Below are 16,650 nucleotides of genomic sequence, written 5' to 3' on the forward strand. Positions count from 1 at the left end.
GCTATCTTCGCCCTCTCTGTGGCATTTGCCGATAATTTAACGTTATGGCTTGGATTTATCTGATTTTAGGCGGCCTGTTCGAGATGGGTTGGGCGCTGGGATTGAAACTCTCGGAAACCATGCAGGTCAAGGTCTGGGGGATCCTGCTGGCTGTCGTATCGATGGCGCTGAGCATGTTCCTGCTCTATATCGCACAAAGAAGCATCCCGATCGGCACCGCTTATGTGGTGTGGACCGGGATCGGTGCTGTGGGGACACTGCTGGTCGGAATTTTTCTGTTCGGTGATTCGGCCGGATTCTGGCGTCTTTTCTCCGCCGGACTGATCGTTATCGGGGTGATCGGTCTGAAAATTGCGCACTAGCGCTGCGCAGTGTGATGAGCGTTAGTTCGGGATAGGTCCCGATGCGCATCGGATAGATCACATATCCCATCCCATCGTTGATGTAGAGGTGCTTGTCGCCTTCCGTGTACAGTCCGCTCCAGCGCGGGTACATCCATTGGGCGGGGGACCAGACCCACTTGCCGACATGGATTTTCATCTGCATCGCGTGGACATGGCCCGACAGCGTAAGGTCGGCTTTGCCTGTCGCGCGGACCGCATCCCAGTTCTGGGGCGTATGCGAGATCAGGATGTTGAATGCGCTGTCCGGTACGTTGCGGTAAGTGGCCTCCAGATCGCAGCCTCCCAGTCCGGTCTCGTGTCCGTTGTGAAAACCGTCCCGCGGATAGTTGACTCCCGAGACCGTGATGCTGTCCGCACCCCGTCGGATTGCTACCGATTGGTTGTTCAGCAGGTGCCATCCCATCCTGGCTTGTTTTTCTTCCAATAATTTAACGCTTTCGACTGGGCCGAAACCGGCGCGTTCCCGCATGTAGAATCCGAGATCGTGGTTGCCGAAAACCGAATAGATCCCGTCGCGGTTGCGGATCGATGCGAGGGCGGCCATGTCTTTGCCGCTCAGTTCACGGGCGTTCGTGTTTACGACGTCTCCACCGTTGACTACCAGGTCGGCTTCCAGGGCGTTGATCTTTTCGGTCATATGCCTGATCAGCGTGTTGTGCGGTCCGTAGTTGCCCGTATGCAGGTCGGAAAACATCACGATTCGGTACCCGTCGAAAGCAGCAGGCAGTTTATCCGACGTGATCGTGATCTCTTTGACTTCGATATGATTGCGCCCGCGCGTGGCCCCGTAAATCATGACGCCGAGGCAGTACAGCCCGACGATCAGTCCGGCAGCGGAAAACCAATGCACGCGCCGTTTTTTCACCCGGCTGGCCGGGTAATCAAGCAAGGAAAAGAGCAGGTATATCAATTTCGGGACGATCGACATCATAAAGATGGCGATAACCCACAGGATGATCTGTACGTAGCGGGGCGAGGCTGCATCGGGCGCCATCCGGTAGCAGGTCAGGGCGATGACGATCAGTGTGTCGAGGAGAAGGAACGAAGCCAGATAAATCCGGTGTATCCAGGGCCGTTCCGGAAAAGCTTTTTTCAGACGGTGCCGGATCAGCAGATCTTGCAGGATGGAGATCAGAGCGAGCAGGAGAATAAAGATTTTAATCATGGGGCAACGTAAACTAGGTATTCGACAGCTCTGCAAAAATACGACAAATCCTTGAAGTACGTGGAAGTGCCGATGCTGCTGTACGCATAAAAACGTATTTTCTACCCGTTTAGTACCCCTTGTGTGGCTTCCTTGACAGGTTTTATTATTTTCGCGGGGTATTTCGTTTTGTCCATCGACGATATGAATCAGGTTGTTAATTCAAAGCTTAAACCAGGATATGAGTAAGTCGTTTTTCCGGCAGTTCCAGAACGAGGACTGGATTGCTACACTGATGGGATTGTTGCTTGTCGTGACAGTGATCGTCCTTCCGGGACTGATTCCCGTGTTTCCCAAGGAACTGAATACAGTGGGAGCATGGCTCTCCATCCTCGGACTGCTGGTGGTCGCCCTGTTGGTTTCCGCATTGGGTGTCCGGTTGCTGGGTGAACGATTGAAGGGTTTTCTTCCGGCTTTCGTTGCGATTTTTGTCCTGTCAGTCCTGTGTATGTTGCTTTCGGGTATCCCTGCGATCAAACGCACCGGATTCGAGTCGGTTTTCTTTTCAGTGGCCCTCGGATTGCTGATCCGCAATACCGTGGGATTGCCCGCGTGGCTTTCGCCCGCAGTCCGCAGTGAATACTACATCAAGATCGGGCTGGTGCTGCTGGGTACGTCGGTGCTGTTCGGTGAGATTTTGGAAGCCGGATTTTTTGGTATTCTGCAGGGCATCGTCGTCGTGTTCAGCGTGTGGTATTTTACCTTTTGGCTGGCCCGCAAAATGAAAGTGGACGAAGAGATGGGCGTTATGCTGTCGAGTGCGGTGTCGATCTGCGGCGTGTCGGCTGCCATCGCCACCTGCGGGGCGATCAAGGGAGACAGTAAAAAACTGTCGTTCGTCGTGTCGATCGTGCTGATCGTGGCTATTCCGATGATGTACCTGATGCCCTATCTGGCCAAGTTGATGGGTTTGTCGCAGGAGGTGGCGGGCGCGTGGCTCGGCGGGACTATCGATACGACCGGAGCCGTGGTTGCGGCCGGCAAGTTTTTGGGTGAAACGGCAGAAACTTACAGCGTCATTATCAAGTCGTCGCAGAATGTCCTGCTGGGCGTGGCTGCGTTTATTATTTCGATCTATTGGTCGGTGCGGGGCACTTCGAATACAGAACTGAAACCCACTCCCCGTGTCTTGTGGGATCGTTTCCCTAAATTCGTCGTAGGATTTATGCTGGCGTCACTAATTTTCAGTACCTGCTTCGATATGGGGCAGGCAAAAGCCCTCGGCTCTCTGGCCAAGGGCTTGCGTGAGGTGATGTTCTCCGTCGCTTTCGTCTGCATCGGGTTGGAAACCGATTTCCGTTATATTTTCAAGGCCGAAAACCGGCGCTATATCGCTACGTTCCTGATCGCCCAGTGCTTTAATATCGTTGTGACGCTCATTGTCGCGTGGTTGCTGTTCGGCTGGCTGGCGGTGTAGGAAACGTAATGTCGATCGCAATATCAATGGCTTCGGGGTGCTGATTCCGTTTCAGATCCTTGATTCCGTTCCGCTCGTCCGTTGAATTTCCGCTTGTTTTATCAATTCGTTGCGCTGTTTGCCGGAACGACTAGCACGGCATTTCCCACTTTACGCGGAATGCGGATAAAAGCCACTTTATCCGAAGGCCGGTTGATGACTCTGTGCTTGCGTGACCAAAGTGCCGAAGATCCGCCTCCGTCCAGATTCAGTGCCGAACTCATGTCCAGCATGCGGCAACTCCATGCCAGTTCGGCCGGAGACATGCCGTCCGCTCCTTCCTGTCGTCCGTCCACGACCATCAATATAATGGTACCGTCAGGGCGAATGCCGATCACCGTGCGCGGATGGCGTTTGGTATCGCCGTAATTCAGCGGGATCAATTGAACGTTGTCGTACATCAGCATCGGGCCGGCCCCCATCACGTTCGGATAGGGCGTATGCCAGAGCGAATCGGCGGCAGCCACACCGGGCAGGTTTTTGATGAAATGCAGTCTTCCTGCACTATCCAGAGCGATTGCACCATTGCCCCACCCGCCTCCGGCGGTCAGGATAACGCCGTCGATTTTGGTGAAATCGTTGGCAATCGCCTGTTTGGTTTTCGTGATAAAATAACCGCCGTTGACCGCCACCTCCGCGTTAGCCTCCTTTTTACCGAGCCGTTTGACCGTCTCGCGCTTCTCCCCCTGTTTGAGCTGCAGGCGGTGCAACTGCGGGTTGAATTCCACGCAATAGATTTGCTGGTCGGAGTCGAACAACCTCAGGTCTACACTTTTGATCGTCAGGCCATTGTCTGTTTCAACCGTCTTCCATGCCGCACCGGTTAAGGCAATCGAATCTTCCGGAGTTTGTGCCTGTAAGGTTTCAATGACTGTTAAACTGCACAATAACAGTCCGATATGCCGGAACCGGGAAGCGCAAGCGTGAGTCGGTTTCATAACGTTGAGTTTTAGGTAAACGGGTTTTAGACGAAAGAATAGAGTCTGTAAACAGTTCGGAGCTTACCGGTTGTAGAGCTTCTCCAGGTTTTCCTGCACCCGCTCGTCGAAGAGGTAGTCGTCGTATTCCATATATTTATCGATCATGCCGTTCGGTGTGATTTCGATAATGCGGTTGGCTACCGTATTGATGAATTCGTGGTCGTGCGAGGTCATCAGTACGATTCCCTTGAACGAAACGAGTGCATTGTTGAATGCCTGAATCGATTCGAGGTCGAGGTGGTTGGTCGGCGAGTCGAGCAGCAGTGTATTGGCCTGCTTGATCATCATCCGGGCGATCATGCAACGCATCTTCTCGCCGCCCGAAAGGACGTTTACCTTCTTGTAAATCTCTTCGCCGCTGAAAAGCATCTTACCCAGGTATCCCCGCAGGTAGAGTTCGCTGGTATCGTCTGAGAACTGGGCCAGCCAATCGACGATGGAGAGTTCGTTGTTGAAGAAATCGGAGTTGTTCAGCGGCAGGTAGGCGCTGTTGATCGTCACGCCCCACTCGACCATGCCGCTGTCGGGCTGGTCGTGTCCTGCGATGATCTCGAACAGGGTCGTGATCGCCCGCGGCTCGCGCGAAAGGAAAGCCACTTTATCCCCTTTTTCAATGGTAAACGACACCTTGTCGAACAGCTTTTCACCGTTGACGGTTTTACTCAGGCCGTCCACCGCGAGGATTTTCGTACCCGTTTCCCGTTCGGGCTGGAAAATAATACCCGGATATTTGCGCATCGAGGGTTTGATCTCTTCGACGTTGAGCTTTTCGAGCATCTTCTTGCGGCTGGTGGTCTGCTTCGATTTGGCGACGTTCGCGCTGAAACGCTGGATAAATTCCATCAGCTCTTTTTTCTTCTCTTCTGCCTTCTTGTTCTGGTTGGCCTGCTGACGCGCGGCCAGCTGGCTCGATTCGTACCAGAAGCTGTAGTTGCCGGAGAAGAGGTTGATATCGCTGTAATCGATGTCGATGATGTGCGTGCTGATCGCATCGAGGAAGTGACGGTCGTGCGATACGACGAGTACCGTGTTTTCGTAGTTCGACAGGTAGTTTTCGAGCCACATGATCGTATTGACGTCCAGGTCGTTCGTCGGCTCGTCGAGCAGCAGGTTATCCGGTTTGCCGAACAGGGCCTGCGCCAGCAGCACGCGTACTTTCTCTTTGGCATTGAGGTGCCCCATCAACTCGTAATGCAGGTGTTCCTTGATTCCCAGTCCGCTGAGCAGGTTGGCTGCGTCGCTTTCGGCATTCCAACCGTCCATTTCGGCGAATTTTTCCTCGAGTTCCCCGACCTTGATACCGTCTTCGTCCGAGAAGTCAGGTTTTGCATACAGGGCGTTCTTTTCGTTCATAATTGTCCACAGTGGCTGATGGCCCATCAGCACTGTATCCAAAACGGTATGTTCGTCAAATTCGAAGTGGTCCTGTTTGAGGACGGAAAGTCGTTCCGACGGACCGAAGCTGACCGAACCGCGCGAAGGGGTTACTTCGCCGCTGAGGACTTTGAGAAAGGTGGACTTGCCGGCGCCGTTCGCACCGATGACCCCGTAGCAGTTGCCGGGTGTGAATTTCAGGTTTACATCTTTGAACAGCACGCGTTTGCCGTATTGCACTTCGAGATTTGAAACAGTAATCATTGGCTTTATATTTGTTTTGCGAGGTGCAAAGATACGCAAAATCTTCGGGATCGGGGTGTTATTCGTTTCGTTGTTCGTCCGTCTGGGTCAATTCATTGAGCGTGTAGACCAAAGGAGTCGTAAACGGTTGCCGCCGGTAGGGGCAGTCTGCCACCCGGCAGTGTTCGCAATGCTTCTCTTTGCAGGAGTCCGAGTGTACAGAGAGCGTAATCCGGTCGGAAAATCCCTTTTCTATCGCCCGGCGGAGCGCTTCGCAGGCTTCGTGTCCCTGTTCGATGTTGTAATACCACGGCAGCGTCAGGTCACAATCGATGAAGAAACCGCTGCCGTATTTAATCATTTTGAGGTTGTGGATGTCGATCCAGTCGGGCCGCTGGTTTTCGGAGATCGTTTCCAGCATCTTTTCGAGGTACTGCTTGTCCGCTTCGTCCATCAGGTCGGCTACCGTGCGGCGCAGGATCGAAATACCGGTGAGGATGATGATCGCGCCGAAAATCAGCGCGAGCGCACTGTCGATCCAGCCGATACGGGTGATGTAGAGCAGGATCAGGCCGATCGCGAGCCCGATGGTCGAATAGGTGTCCGATTGCAGGTGTTTGCCCCCGGCTATCAGGGCTATCGAATTGTAGCGCCGCCCCATGCGGATGCTGTACCACCCCATCAGGTAATTCATCGCTCCGGCCGCTGCGACGACGATGATGCCGATATCGAGTTTTGCTATTTCCGCCGGTTCGAACAGGCGGCGGACACCTTCGAAGATGATGACGCCTCCGGCAATGATAATCAGCAATCCTTCGATCGAGGCGGAAATCAACTCGACCTTGCCATGTCCGAACGGATGCCCCGCATCCTTCGGCTTGGCGGCCAGATACAGGCTGTACAGGCTAATGAAGCCTGCCGTTACGTTCACAATACTCTCCACCGCATCGGTCAGGATACCGACCGAATTGGTCAGCCAGAAAGCGAGGAATTTGCCGGCCATGATGGCGACCGACCCGCAGACGATCCAACGCTGGATCCGTTGCTTGAGCGCATCTTCGTTTATCATACGGTACGAACGAATTGGGTGCCGAAAAAGTTTGCCATTTTAAAACATGTGCAGCGGCAAGGAAAGAGGGTTCCCCGGTCACAATGAGAAACCTATGTTTGTCAAACCGATGTTCCGGGATGTTTGGGATTAAATCCAGAACAGGGCAGCCTTGCAAGCGGCCTGGTCGCTTCCTTCCGGCCGGATTTCGAATTTGTCGGCTTCTTCGCTGTTCTCCATCGCGATGACGACCTGTTGACCGTAACGGGTTTCATGCAGGAAGTTGATATCGAGGCGCCGCAGGCGTTGTGAAGTCAACTTTTCGAGCGGCAGCATGTCGACCATCCATTGCACGTATTTCATACTGTTCGTATGTTGGTTGAAATCGATGTCGCTGTAACGGATACGGTGCGTTTCGGCGGCCGTGCCGTTTACCTTGGCTATCTTCGCCGGACGGTCTATCGGCGGATCGGTTGCGATAACCGCCGCCATGTAATGTTCCAAAGTGCGCAGGTCGAGCGGCAGCCGTGTTTTGAAGTCGATCATCGACCAATGGGTACAGCCTTTGCCGATGGCGTTGCCCGCCCGGTCATGCAGGATGAAGTTACGGGTGGTCATCAGGCGGTTGATGTCGCTGACCCACGTTTCGATTTGGTAATGCTCGTACTCATCGGGATATCGGTCCATTTCGATCGCCATACGCGAGAGTACCCATGTGGTATTGTTGCTCTGCATCCAGCGGAGGCCGAAGCCTAGCCGGTCGGCATCCTCTCCCGCTGCATGCAGGATATGGTTCCCGAGGGTGATAATCGATGCTTTTTGGGTCAGGTCCACATCTCCGGGCTGTACCCGGTAATCGTATTTTCCACACTCCATAAGTCGGTCGGATTTTGATCGTTGGTTTGGTTGTTTTTTTGTTCCCGCACGAATCCTGCCATTTCCCGCATCATCCGGTGAGATGACGCTGCCCTGAACCGGGCGATTCGACCGGTCAGGGCAGCTGTTTCATACATGTCACCTGTTCGTATCCCGACAAGCGGCCGGGTACGATAGCGGGTAGGATTATTATTTATACTCGTCCCACGCTTTGATCGCGATATCGGTCATCTTCATGTTGCAGAAAGCATGGATGAACGAAGCCGCCAGGCGTGCGTTGGTAATCAGCGGAATGTTGTGGTCGATTGCCGCGCGGCGGATCTTGAAGCCGTTGGTAATCTCACGGGTGGTATGGTCGCGCGGGATATTCACCACCAGGTCGAATGTTTTGTCCGCGATCAGACTCAGTACGTTATCCGTCTTGTGTTCGTCGGGACGACTGACAGCAATGGCGTTTACGCCGTTTTCTTTAAGGAACTCGGCGGTTCCGGCGGTAGCGTAGATCGTATAGCCTTTTTTGTCCAGTTCGCCGCAGGCTTCCAGCATATCGACTTTCGATTTGGCCGATCCCGAAGAGATCATCACGTTCTTTTTCGGGATGTTGTATCCCACTGCGATCATCGAGTTCAGCAGCGCTTCGTTGAAGTCGTCTCCGAGGCATCCTACCTCGCCGGTCGAAGCCATGTCGACGCCGAGAATCGGATCCGCTTTCAGCAGGCGTGCGAACGAGAATTGCGCAGCCTTGACGCCGATGTAATCGACGTCGAATTTGTCCGGTTTTGCGTAAGGAGCGTCTAGCATGATTTTCGTTGCCGTTTCGATGAAGTTGCGCTTGAGGATCTTCGATACGAACGGGAAGCTGCGCGAAGCACGCAGGTTGCACTCGATCACTTTGATGTCGTTGTTCTTGGCCAGGAATTGAATGTTGAGCGGTCCGCTGATGTTCAGCTCTTTGGCGATTTGGCAACTGATCTTTTTGATGCGGCGTCCGGTTTCGAAGTAAATCTTCTGGGCCGGGAATACCAGTGTCGCGTCACCGGAGTGCACGCCGGCGAATTCGACGTGTTCCGAGATCGCGTAATCGATGATCTCACCGGCGTGCGCTACCGCGTCGAACTCGATCTCTTTTGCATTTTCGAGGAATTTGGAGATCACGACCGGATACTCTTTCGACACCTTCGCGGCGATGCCGAGGAAATGTTCCATCTCCTGTTTGGTGTGGCAGACGCGCATGGCGGCTCCCGAAAGCACGTAGGACGGACGGATCAGTACCGGGAAGCCTACGCGGTCGACGAATTCGTTCACGTCGTCCATCGACGAAAGCTCTTTCCACTGCGGCTGGTCGATGCCGAGGTTGTCGAGCATCGACGAGAATTTGTGCCGGTTCTCTGCACGGTCGATCGAAACGGCCGACGTCCCGAGGATGGGTACATTCTGGCGCTGGAGTTTCATGGCCAGGTTGTTCGGTATCTGGCCGCCGACCGAAACCATCACGCCGTTAGGCTGTTCGAGGTCGATTACGTCGAGTACGCGTTCTTCGGACAGTTCGTCGAAATAGAGCCGGTCGCACATGTCGTAGTCGGTCGAGACCGTCTCCGGGTTGTAGTTGATCATGATCGACGTGTAACCGAGCTTGCGTGCGGTTTGCACGGCGTTGACCGAGCACCAGTCGAACTCGACGGAGCTGCCGATGCGGTAAGCGCCCGAACCGAGTACCACGACCGATTTTTTATTGTGGTAGTAAGAGATATCGTGTTCGGAACCGTCGTAAGTCAAATAAAGGTAGTTGGTCAGTTCGGGATGCTCCGAAGCGACAGTGTTGATGCGCTTGACCGACGGCAGGACACCGAGGCGTTTGCGGTGGTTGCGTACGGCGATCATCTCTTTTTCGAGGTTGCCATTGGGCGCTTCGACCAAACGTGCGATCTGGAAATCCGAGAATCCGAGTCGCTTTGCCTCGCGCATCACGTCGGCGGGAATTTCGGCGATCGTACCGTATTTTTTCAGCACGAGCGAGTATTGGTAGATGTTTTCGAGTTTGGAGAGGAACCACGGATCGATTTTGGTCAACTCGTGGAGTTTTTGTACGCTGTAACCTTTCTCAAAAGCAGCTGCAATGGCGAACATGCGCATATCGGTCGGATTGGCCAGTTCGTCGTCGAGGTTCTCGAAGGTGATGTCGCTGTTGCAGACGAAACCGTGCATCCCCTGCCCGACCATACGCAGACCTTTCTGGATGATTTCCTCGAAACTTTTGCCGATCGACATGATTTCGCCGACCGATTTCATGCTCGATCCGATCTGGCGCGATACGCCTGCGAACTTGCTTAGGTCCCAGCGCGGGATTTTGCAAATCATGTAATCGAGTTGCGGCGCTACATAGGCCGAGTTCGGGGTGTTCATCTCTCCGATTTCGTCGAGCGTGTAGCCCAGGGCCAGTTTTGCGGCCACGAAAGCCAGCGGGTAGCCGGTCGCTTTGGATGCCAGTGCCGAGGAACGGCTCAGGCGTGCATTTACCTCGATTACGCGGTAATCGTCGGTGTCCGAATTGAATGCGTACTGGATATTGCATTCACCGACGATGCCCAGATGGCGGATCGTCTTTTTCGAAAGTTCTTGCAGGAAACTCAATTCTTTCTCGTCGAGCGAGCAGGTCGGCGCCACGACAATACTCTCACCGGTATGGATGCCCAACGGATCGACGTTTTCCATGCTGGCCACCGTGAAGCAGTGGTCGTTTTTATCGCGGATTACTTCGAATTCGATCTCTTTCCATCCTTTGAGCGATTCCTCGACCAGAATCTGCGGGGCGTACGAGAAAGAATTTTCAGCCCGGGCTTTGAGTTCATCCATGTCGTAGCAGAAACCGCTGCCCATACCGCCCAGTACGTAGGCCGAGCGTACCATGACCGGGAAGCCGATCTTCTCGGCGGCCTGGATCGCCTCGTCCATCGTGTTGACTGCGATGCTGCGCGGCGTTTTGATCTCGATTTCGTTCAGCTTCTTGACGAACAGGTCGCGGTCTTCGGTGTACATGATTGCTTCTACGGAAGTACCCAGTACCTCGACACCGTATTTTTTCAGGATACCGTTCTGATACAACTCGGTGCCGCAGTTCAATGCGGTTTGGCCTCCAAAAGCGAGCAAAATGCCGTCGGGACGCTCTTTTTTGATCACTTCCTCGATAAAATAAGCGTTCAGCGGCAGGAAGTAAACCCGGTCGGCGATACCTTCAGAGGTTTGGATGGTTGCCACATTGGGGTTGATCAGGACGGTGGAAATCCCCTCCTCTTTCATCGCTTTTAGAGCCTGAGAGCCGGAGTAGTCGAATTCGCCGGCCTGTCCGATTTTGAGTGCGCCCGAACCCAGCACGAGCACCTTAGAGAGTTGTTTCTTCACAAGTAGGAAATTTTATCTGTTAATGCGGTTGATTGTCTTCCGGAGGATCTACCTCTGAGGTAGGTATTTCATCGGGCGAAGGTACGAAATATATTTGAGAATCGGGGCGTGGTGCGATTGTTGTTTGTTGAAAAATAAAATTAATGTTAAGTTTGATTCCCAGGGACAATATAGATCGCCGTCCCCGCGTTTAAATTGCGAATATAAGATTGTCGTATCATCAAATTAATTAATATTATTATGAAAAAGAAAGCTCTGATCCTCATGTCGTTTTTCGCAATGGCCATGACCGTTGCCCTGGCTCAGAACCCCGATAAGGGAAATGGGACATGTCCGAAGGCCAAAACCGAATGTTGCGCCAAATCCTGCGCGGATAAAAAATGTGATCTTGCCTGCACGAAGGACGGCAAGAAAGCCTGTGTCAAAACCGGGGACTGCAAAGCAACCTGCCAGAGTAAATGTACGAATGGGAATGCAAAAAAATAGCGGATTTCCACTAAATGAAATATCGCGCGGTGTGCATTTGCACACCGCGCGTTGTTTTGGCTCGTTGTTTTGGATATGAAGCCTGACCAAGAAATGAGGTCGTTTTAAGTTTTTAGACTGCATGATGAAATAGGCTGCGCAGCCTATTTCATTCCTGCTTAGCCCAGCGGCAGGATTTGCTCTTCACAAAGGGTCAATTTCTCGATTCCGTCAGCTGTGACGGCAAAGGTATTCTCAATTCCTACAGCTCCGGTCTCCGGGATGACGAACTTGGGTTCCAGCGCGAAGACCATTCCCTCGGCGAGAATGTCGCGTGAACGCGGTGCCAGCACGGGCGATTCGTTGATCTCGATACCGATTCCGTGGCCGATGAAACCCGCCTTCTGGCGGTGTCCCATGAAATAGTCGCCAAGGCCGGCTTCCTGCGCGATTTCGATGGCCATGTTGTACAAATCTTTGGCAGGTACTCCCGGCCGGGCTGCTTCGGCGATGCTGCGCTGAATCTCGATCGAGGTTTCGTGTGCCTTGTAGGCCAATTCCTGTAAATCCCCTATGGCGAAAGTGCGGGTCATGTCGGTCATGTAGCCGGTGAAGTTGCCGCCCAGGTCGACCATGACGCTCATCCTCTCTTCGAGCATGGTGCCGTTGCAGCCTACCGGCAACGAATCATCGAGTCCGGCCCCGCCCATCGCGAAGTCATACGGCGAAGGATTATCCGCATTGTCCCCGGCGATTACGCTACCCATGAAAATCTCCATGCTCTGGCCGAAAATGCGGAAGATGCCGAGCGATCCCAGCAGGCGGCTTTCCCGTTCGATCTCGACCGACAGGTCGAGGTCGGTCATCCCTTTTTTATATAACGAGGGAATTTTGGCGTAAACTTCCGCATGCAGGATACCTGAACGGCGAATCTGTCCGATCTCGTAAGGGGTTTTAATACTGCGCACGCTGCGGAGCACAGCAGTGCCGTTTTTGATCGTTGCCGGTTTGAAAATGGCTTCGTAGCGCAGGAATTCGTTGTGAGTGATCGAATCGTTTTCGAGCATCAGCGTTTGCGGAAATGGAAGCCCCTGCTCGCGCAGGTAGTCGCCGATCTCTTCCGGTTTGCGGATGTACACGATGTTGTCGCCGTCGAGTCCTACCGGCCGACGAACGAAAAAGAGCGGTTCCCTGTCCGCAGGCAGGTAACAATAACCGCTGAATACGCGACCGGATACATAATAAAGATTGACATTATCGGTAACTAGCATTGCATCTGCCCCTTGCTGGAGCATGGATTTACGGATCCGCTCCCAGCGCTGGGAGAATTCGTCGGCAAGAACGGAAGGATGGATCATGGATGTTGTTGCGTTGTGAAGGTTATTTATTGGTCTGTCTGTCGAAAAATGGATTTTTGGAGCTGATGCTTAGTGGAAGGGCAAATACGGAGCGGCATCCCGGCAATAGTCCCAGTTTACGGGCAGCGTAGCCTGCCGAAAACATGATGCGGTTATCGATATGCAGCTCGGCGGCGGTCGCGGCCATCGATCCGAGTGCAATACCTAAATCGACCGAATTCAGTGCACAGGGAGCATCGGCATTTCCCCCTTTGGCGATACAGGTCGCATAGCCGCAATACCCGCAATTGAGTCCCATCGGCGAGGTGCGCGATCCGACCAGGATTACTGCTTCGGCCAGCTCGATATTGTCGGCATCGCGCAGGAAAAATTTCAGTCCGGTCTCCTCGGCTGATACCCGCAGTGCACCGGCTACCTCGAGAATCGAGTTTTGGGTCAGTGCGACAATTTCGATATTGTCTATCCCCTTGCCTTTGGGGGCGGTGCGTCCGGCAGTCATGATCTGGCGGGCGGCATCCACGATGTAGTCGTGTCGGCTCTCTCTTTCGTCTATCACCATCGCTTTATAGGATTAAAGTGTTTGTTGCGCCAATTGGTGTAGCTGCTCTTCTGTGAGCCTGAAAACGGTCCATTCATCCATCGGAACCGCCCCCAGCGATTTGTAAAATGCGATCGAGGGGGCATTCCAGTCGAGCACCACCCATTCCATCCGGCGGCATTGCCTTTGGACGGCGATCCGGGTCAGGTGCAGCAGCAATGCTTTGCCGTAACCTTTCCCCCGGTGCTCCCGGTCGACGAAAAGGTCCTCAAGATATAGGCCACGTTGTCCGCGGAAGGTGGAAAAATTATGAAAAAACAGGGCGAATCCTACCGGAATCCCGTTTTCTTCTCCGATTACCACTTCAGCCTGCCGTTCGTCGAACAAAGCCCGGCGCAGGGCCTCTTCCGAAGTATCCACTTCGCTTTCCAGCTTTTCGTAACGTGCCATTTTCAGGATAAACCCGTAGATCAATCCGGTGTCCTGCGGAGTTGCATTGCGTATTGTGAATGTGCCCATATCAGGTATGTTTTACAAATAATCTTTTTACAAAAGGGATGGAACCTCCGTTCTCGGCCACATAAACGCCTCCGAGAATCATCATGGCGCCGGTCAGCGCCACGGGTGTGATCCGTTCGTGCAGCAACAGCGCCGAAGAGATCATTGTAACCAACGGAACGAGGTAAATGTAATTGCTGGTGGCCAGGGTGCCCAGGTGTTTGACTGCAGCGTTCCACACTGCAAAACAAAACAGCGATGCGACCAGGCCGAGAAAAAGCAAATTGCTGAATACCATCGGGCGGAGCAGTATCGCTGTATCCGTGGTCAGTGGACGAATCAGAAAGACCGGCAGCAGGGTCAGCACGCCATAGAAAAAAACTTTGCGGGTGATATATAGCGTATTGTATTTGCCGTCGAGTTTTTTCAGGAAAATGTTGTAAAACGCCCAGGTCAGCGCTGCGGTGAAACTGAGCAAATCGCCCAACGGGTGTACCTGCAGGATGACACTGCCGTTATAAACGACGCACGCCACGCCGAGCAGTGCGATGAACGATCCTGCGATCAGGCTGTTGCGCAAACGTCCGGATTTGAGCAACAAGCGTGTCAGGATGACGGTCAAAATCGGGGCAGTGGCGACCAGCAGCGCTACGTTTGAGGCCAGTGTCAACCCGAGCGCGCTGTTTTCGGTCAGGAAATAGAGCGATCCCCCGCTGATTCCGGCTCCTACGCACAACAGCTCGTCCCGCCAGTTTTTCGGCCATCGGATGCGCGGGGAGCAGATCCACATCACTCCGTATGCCAGCAGGAAACGGTAAAACATGATGTCGGCGGGAGTTAACCCCGCCTCTAACAATTTTTTTGTCGAAACGAAAGTCGTTCCCCACAGCACGACCGCTGCGAGCGCCATCAGGTGATATGCCCCGTTTTTATTCTGCACGACACAAAAGTATCAAAATTTAGCAAATAAAATTCGTTTCCGCCCACTCCTCTATCATAGTGTTTACAACTTTTTTCGCCGCATTTCAGCGGAGTTCGCCCGAATCCGAAATTCACCCGTGGAGTATTTGTGGTACGGTTTATGAAATTCCTTTTCATGAATTTTCCTGATATCGCCATCAATTATCTATTGCGATATATATCTAATCTTTTAAAACTTTACGTTATGAGCACAGCAGACAAAAAACGCGTGAACATTGAAACTCCGGTTTACGGTTCGACAGCAATGGCATCTCCGGCACCCACCGACACGATTCCGATGGAGCCTACCTCTCCGGAAATCGCCTACCAAATGGTCAAGGACGAAACCTATCCGCAGACCCAGCCCCGGCTGAACCTGGCTACTTTTGTAACCACATACATGGATCCGTATGCCACCAAACTGATGAACGAGGCGATCGATATGAACTATATCGATGAAACGGAATATCCCCGTGTAGCGGTGATGACCGGACGTTGTATCAACATTGTGGCGAATCTGTGGCACTCCCCGGAAAAAGCGCAGTGGAAGGCAGGTGCACTGGCGATCGGTTCTTCCGAGGCCTGTATGCTGGGCGGTGTGGCCGCGTGGCTGCGCTGGCGCGAAAAACGTAAAGCACAGGGCAAACCCTACGACAAACCGAATTTCGTAATATCTTCCGGTTTCCAGGTGGTATGGGAAAAATTCGGCCAACTCTGGCAGATCGAGATGCGTACCGTGCCCCTGACGTTGGAGAAAAATACGCTCGATCCCGAAGCTGCCTTGGCTATGTGCGATGAGAATACGATCTGTATCGTTCCGATCCAGGGCGTGACGTGGACCGGACTGAACGACGATGTGGAAGCCCTCGACAAAGCGCTGGACGTTTACAATGCCAAGACGGGTTATGACATTCCGATCCATGTGGACGCGGCGACCGGCGGTTACATTCTGCCGTTCCTCAATCCGGACAAGAAATGGGATTTCCGCCTCAAGTGGGTGCTTTCGATCAGTACTTCCGGCCACAAGTTCGGTCTGGTATATCCGGGTCTGGGCTGGGTAGTATGGAAGGATAAGAAATACCTGCCGGGCAGCATGGCTTTCAGCGTGAATTACTTGGGGGCGAATATTACGCAGGTGGGTCTGAACTTTTCACGTCCCGCCGCGCAGATTCTGGGTCAGTATTACCAGTTTATCCGTTTGGGATTCCAGGGGTACAAGGAAGTTCAGCAGAACAGCATGGACATTGCCAAATACCTGCATGACCAACTCGACAAGATGGCCCCGTTCAAAGTGTACAGTAAAGATGTAGTCAATCCGCTCTTTATCTGGTATATGAAACCGGAATATGCCAAGAAGGCCAAATGGACCCTTTATGACCTGCAGTACAAGTTGCAGGAGAGCGGCTGGATGGTGCCTGCCTACACCCTGCCGGACAATCTGGAGAACTTTGTCGTGATGCGTATCGTGGTACGCCAGGGCATGAGCCGCGATATGGCCGACATGTTGCTGGGCGATATTGCCAACGCGATTGCCGAATTCGAAAAACTGGAATATCCCACCCAGGCCCGCATTGCGCTTGACAAGAACCAGAAAGTGGTCGGCAAGGTATTTACCCATACCCACACTCCCACCGCAAAAGCCAAGAAGTAGCGTGATGGACGATTGAGAACAAGGCTGTCTGGATATGTCAATATTCCGGATAGCCTTTTCTCTTACCTCTTTTCCCATTATGTGGTGAAAATCTATCCCTTGTTTTGAACAGGGAATGAGGTGCTTCGCAATCGTTGCACGCTTTTTGCGAACGACACCTACGTAATCGAATCCATTCAACTTAATTTTAAATACT

The 16,650-nt window shown here is 53.1% G+C and carries 14 protein-coding genes; 3 read left to right on the forward strand and 11 right to left on the reverse strand.

Features of this window, described 5'->3' with window-relative positions; translation table 11 throughout:
- Positions 1 to 44 precede the first annotated feature (44 nt).
- A complete protein-coding gene (locus tag NQ495_RS01100) occupies positions 45 to 362 on the forward strand; it encodes a DMT family transporter (protein WP_009134832.1) in 318 nt (105 codons plus the stop codon).
- On the opposite strand, the gene NQ495_RS01105 is transcribed toward NQ495_RS01100, so the two are convergent.
- Positions 328 to 1,569, reverse strand: a complete 1,242-nt coding sequence (locus tag NQ495_RS01105; RefSeq protein WP_009134831.1) for a metallophosphoesterase — start codon at positions 1,567 to 1,569, stop codon at positions 328 to 330. The genes NQ495_RS01100 and NQ495_RS01105 overlap by 35 nt on opposite strands.
- Positions 1,570 to 1,789: 220 nt before the next feature.
- Between NQ495_RS01105 and NQ495_RS01110 the strand changes: the two genes are divergently transcribed.
- Positions 1,790 to 3,025, forward strand: coding sequence for a YeiH family protein (locus NQ495_RS01110; RefSeq protein ID WP_009134830.1), 1,236 nt, complete (start codon positions 1,790 to 1,792; stop codon positions 3,023 to 3,025).
- Positions 3,026 to 3,126: 101 nt separating this feature from the next.
- Here the strand turns inward: NQ495_RS01110 and NQ495_RS01115 are convergent, their stop codons facing one another.
- The 10 genes from NQ495_RS01115 to NQ495_RS01160 all read right to left on the reverse strand — a co-directional run bounded on the left by NQ495_RS01115 (position 3,127) and on the right by NQ495_RS01160 (position 14,753).
- Positions 3,127 to 4,002 (reverse strand): phosphodiester glycosidase family protein, encoded by an 876-nt coding sequence (locus tag NQ495_RS01115; RefSeq protein WP_009134829.1) that lies wholly within the window; start codon positions 4,000 to 4,002, stop codon positions 3,127 to 3,129.
- Positions 4,003 to 4,065: 63 nt separating this feature from the next.
- A complete protein-coding gene (locus tag NQ495_RS01120; RefSeq protein WP_009134828.1) occupies positions 4,066 to 5,682 on the reverse strand; it encodes an ABC-F family ATP-binding cassette domain-containing protein in 1,617 nt (538 codons plus the stop codon).
- Positions 5,683 to 5,740: 58 nt separating this feature from the next.
- Positions 5,741 to 6,730 (reverse strand): cation diffusion facilitator family transporter, encoded by a 990-nt coding sequence (locus NQ495_RS01125; RefSeq protein WP_009134827.1) that lies wholly within the window; start codon positions 6,728 to 6,730, stop codon positions 5,741 to 5,743.
- Positions 6,731 to 6,859: 129 nt separating this feature from the next.
- Positions 6,860 to 7,585 (reverse strand): acyl-[acyl-carrier-protein] thioesterase, encoded by a 726-nt coding sequence (locus NQ495_RS01130; protein ID WP_009134826.1) that lies wholly within the window; start codon positions 7,583 to 7,585, stop codon positions 6,860 to 6,862.
- Between the two features lie 189 nt (positions 7,586 to 7,774).
- Positions 7,775 to 10,984, reverse strand: coding sequence for a carbamoyl-phosphate synthase (glutamine-hydrolyzing) large subunit (gene carB, locus NQ495_RS01135; protein WP_009134825.1), 3,210 nt, complete (start codon positions 10,982 to 10,984; stop codon positions 7,775 to 7,777).
- A 225-nt stretch (positions 10,985 to 11,209) separates the two neighbouring features.
- Positions 11,210 to 11,593 carry an invasion associated locus B family protein gene (locus tag NQ495_RS01140; RefSeq protein WP_147513083.1) on the reverse strand — a complete coding sequence of 128 codons (384 nt, stop codon included), beginning with the start codon at positions 11,591 to 11,593 and terminating at the stop codon, positions 11,210 to 11,212.
- Positions 11,594 to 11,628: 35 nt separating this feature from the next.
- Entirely contained in the window at positions 11,629 to 12,807 is a 1,179-nt protein-coding gene (locus NQ495_RS01145; protein ID WP_009134823.1) for a M24 family metallopeptidase, read from the reverse strand.
- 22 nt (positions 12,808 to 12,829) lie between these two features.
- Complete coding sequence (locus NQ495_RS01150) at positions 12,830 to 13,366, reverse strand: ferredoxin domain-containing protein (protein WP_009134822.1); 537 nt, start codon at positions 13,364 to 13,366, stop codon at positions 12,830 to 12,832.
- A gap of 12 nt (positions 13,367 to 13,378) precedes the next feature.
- The gene (locus NQ495_RS01155; protein ID WP_009134821.1) at positions 13,379 to 13,864 is read right to left on the reverse strand and encodes a GNAT family N-acetyltransferase; all 486 of its coding nucleotides are present in this window, start codon (positions 13,862 to 13,864) and stop codon (positions 13,379 to 13,381) included.
- A gap of 1 nt (position 13,865) precedes the next feature.
- Positions 13,866 to 14,753: a DMT family transporter gene (locus tag NQ495_RS01160; protein ID WP_009134820.1), complete on the reverse strand. Its 888-nt coding sequence runs from the start codon at positions 14,751 to 14,753 to the stop codon at positions 13,866 to 13,868.
- Positions 14,754 to 15,068: 315 nt separating this feature from the next.
- Between NQ495_RS01160 and NQ495_RS01165 the strand changes: the two genes are divergently transcribed.
- The gene (locus tag NQ495_RS01165; protein ID WP_407650869.1) at positions 15,069 to 16,454 is read left to right on the forward strand and encodes a glutamate decarboxylase; all 1,386 of its coding nucleotides are present in this window, start codon (positions 15,069 to 15,071) and stop codon (positions 16,452 to 16,454) included.
- Positions 16,455 to 16,650: the final 196 nt, after the last annotated feature.

The organism is Alistipes indistinctus YIT 12060 (genome assembly GCF_025144995.1).
GTDB classification, from domain to species: domain Bacteria; phylum Bacteroidota; class Bacteroidia; order Bacteroidales; family Rikenellaceae; genus Alistipes_A; species Alistipes_A indistinctus.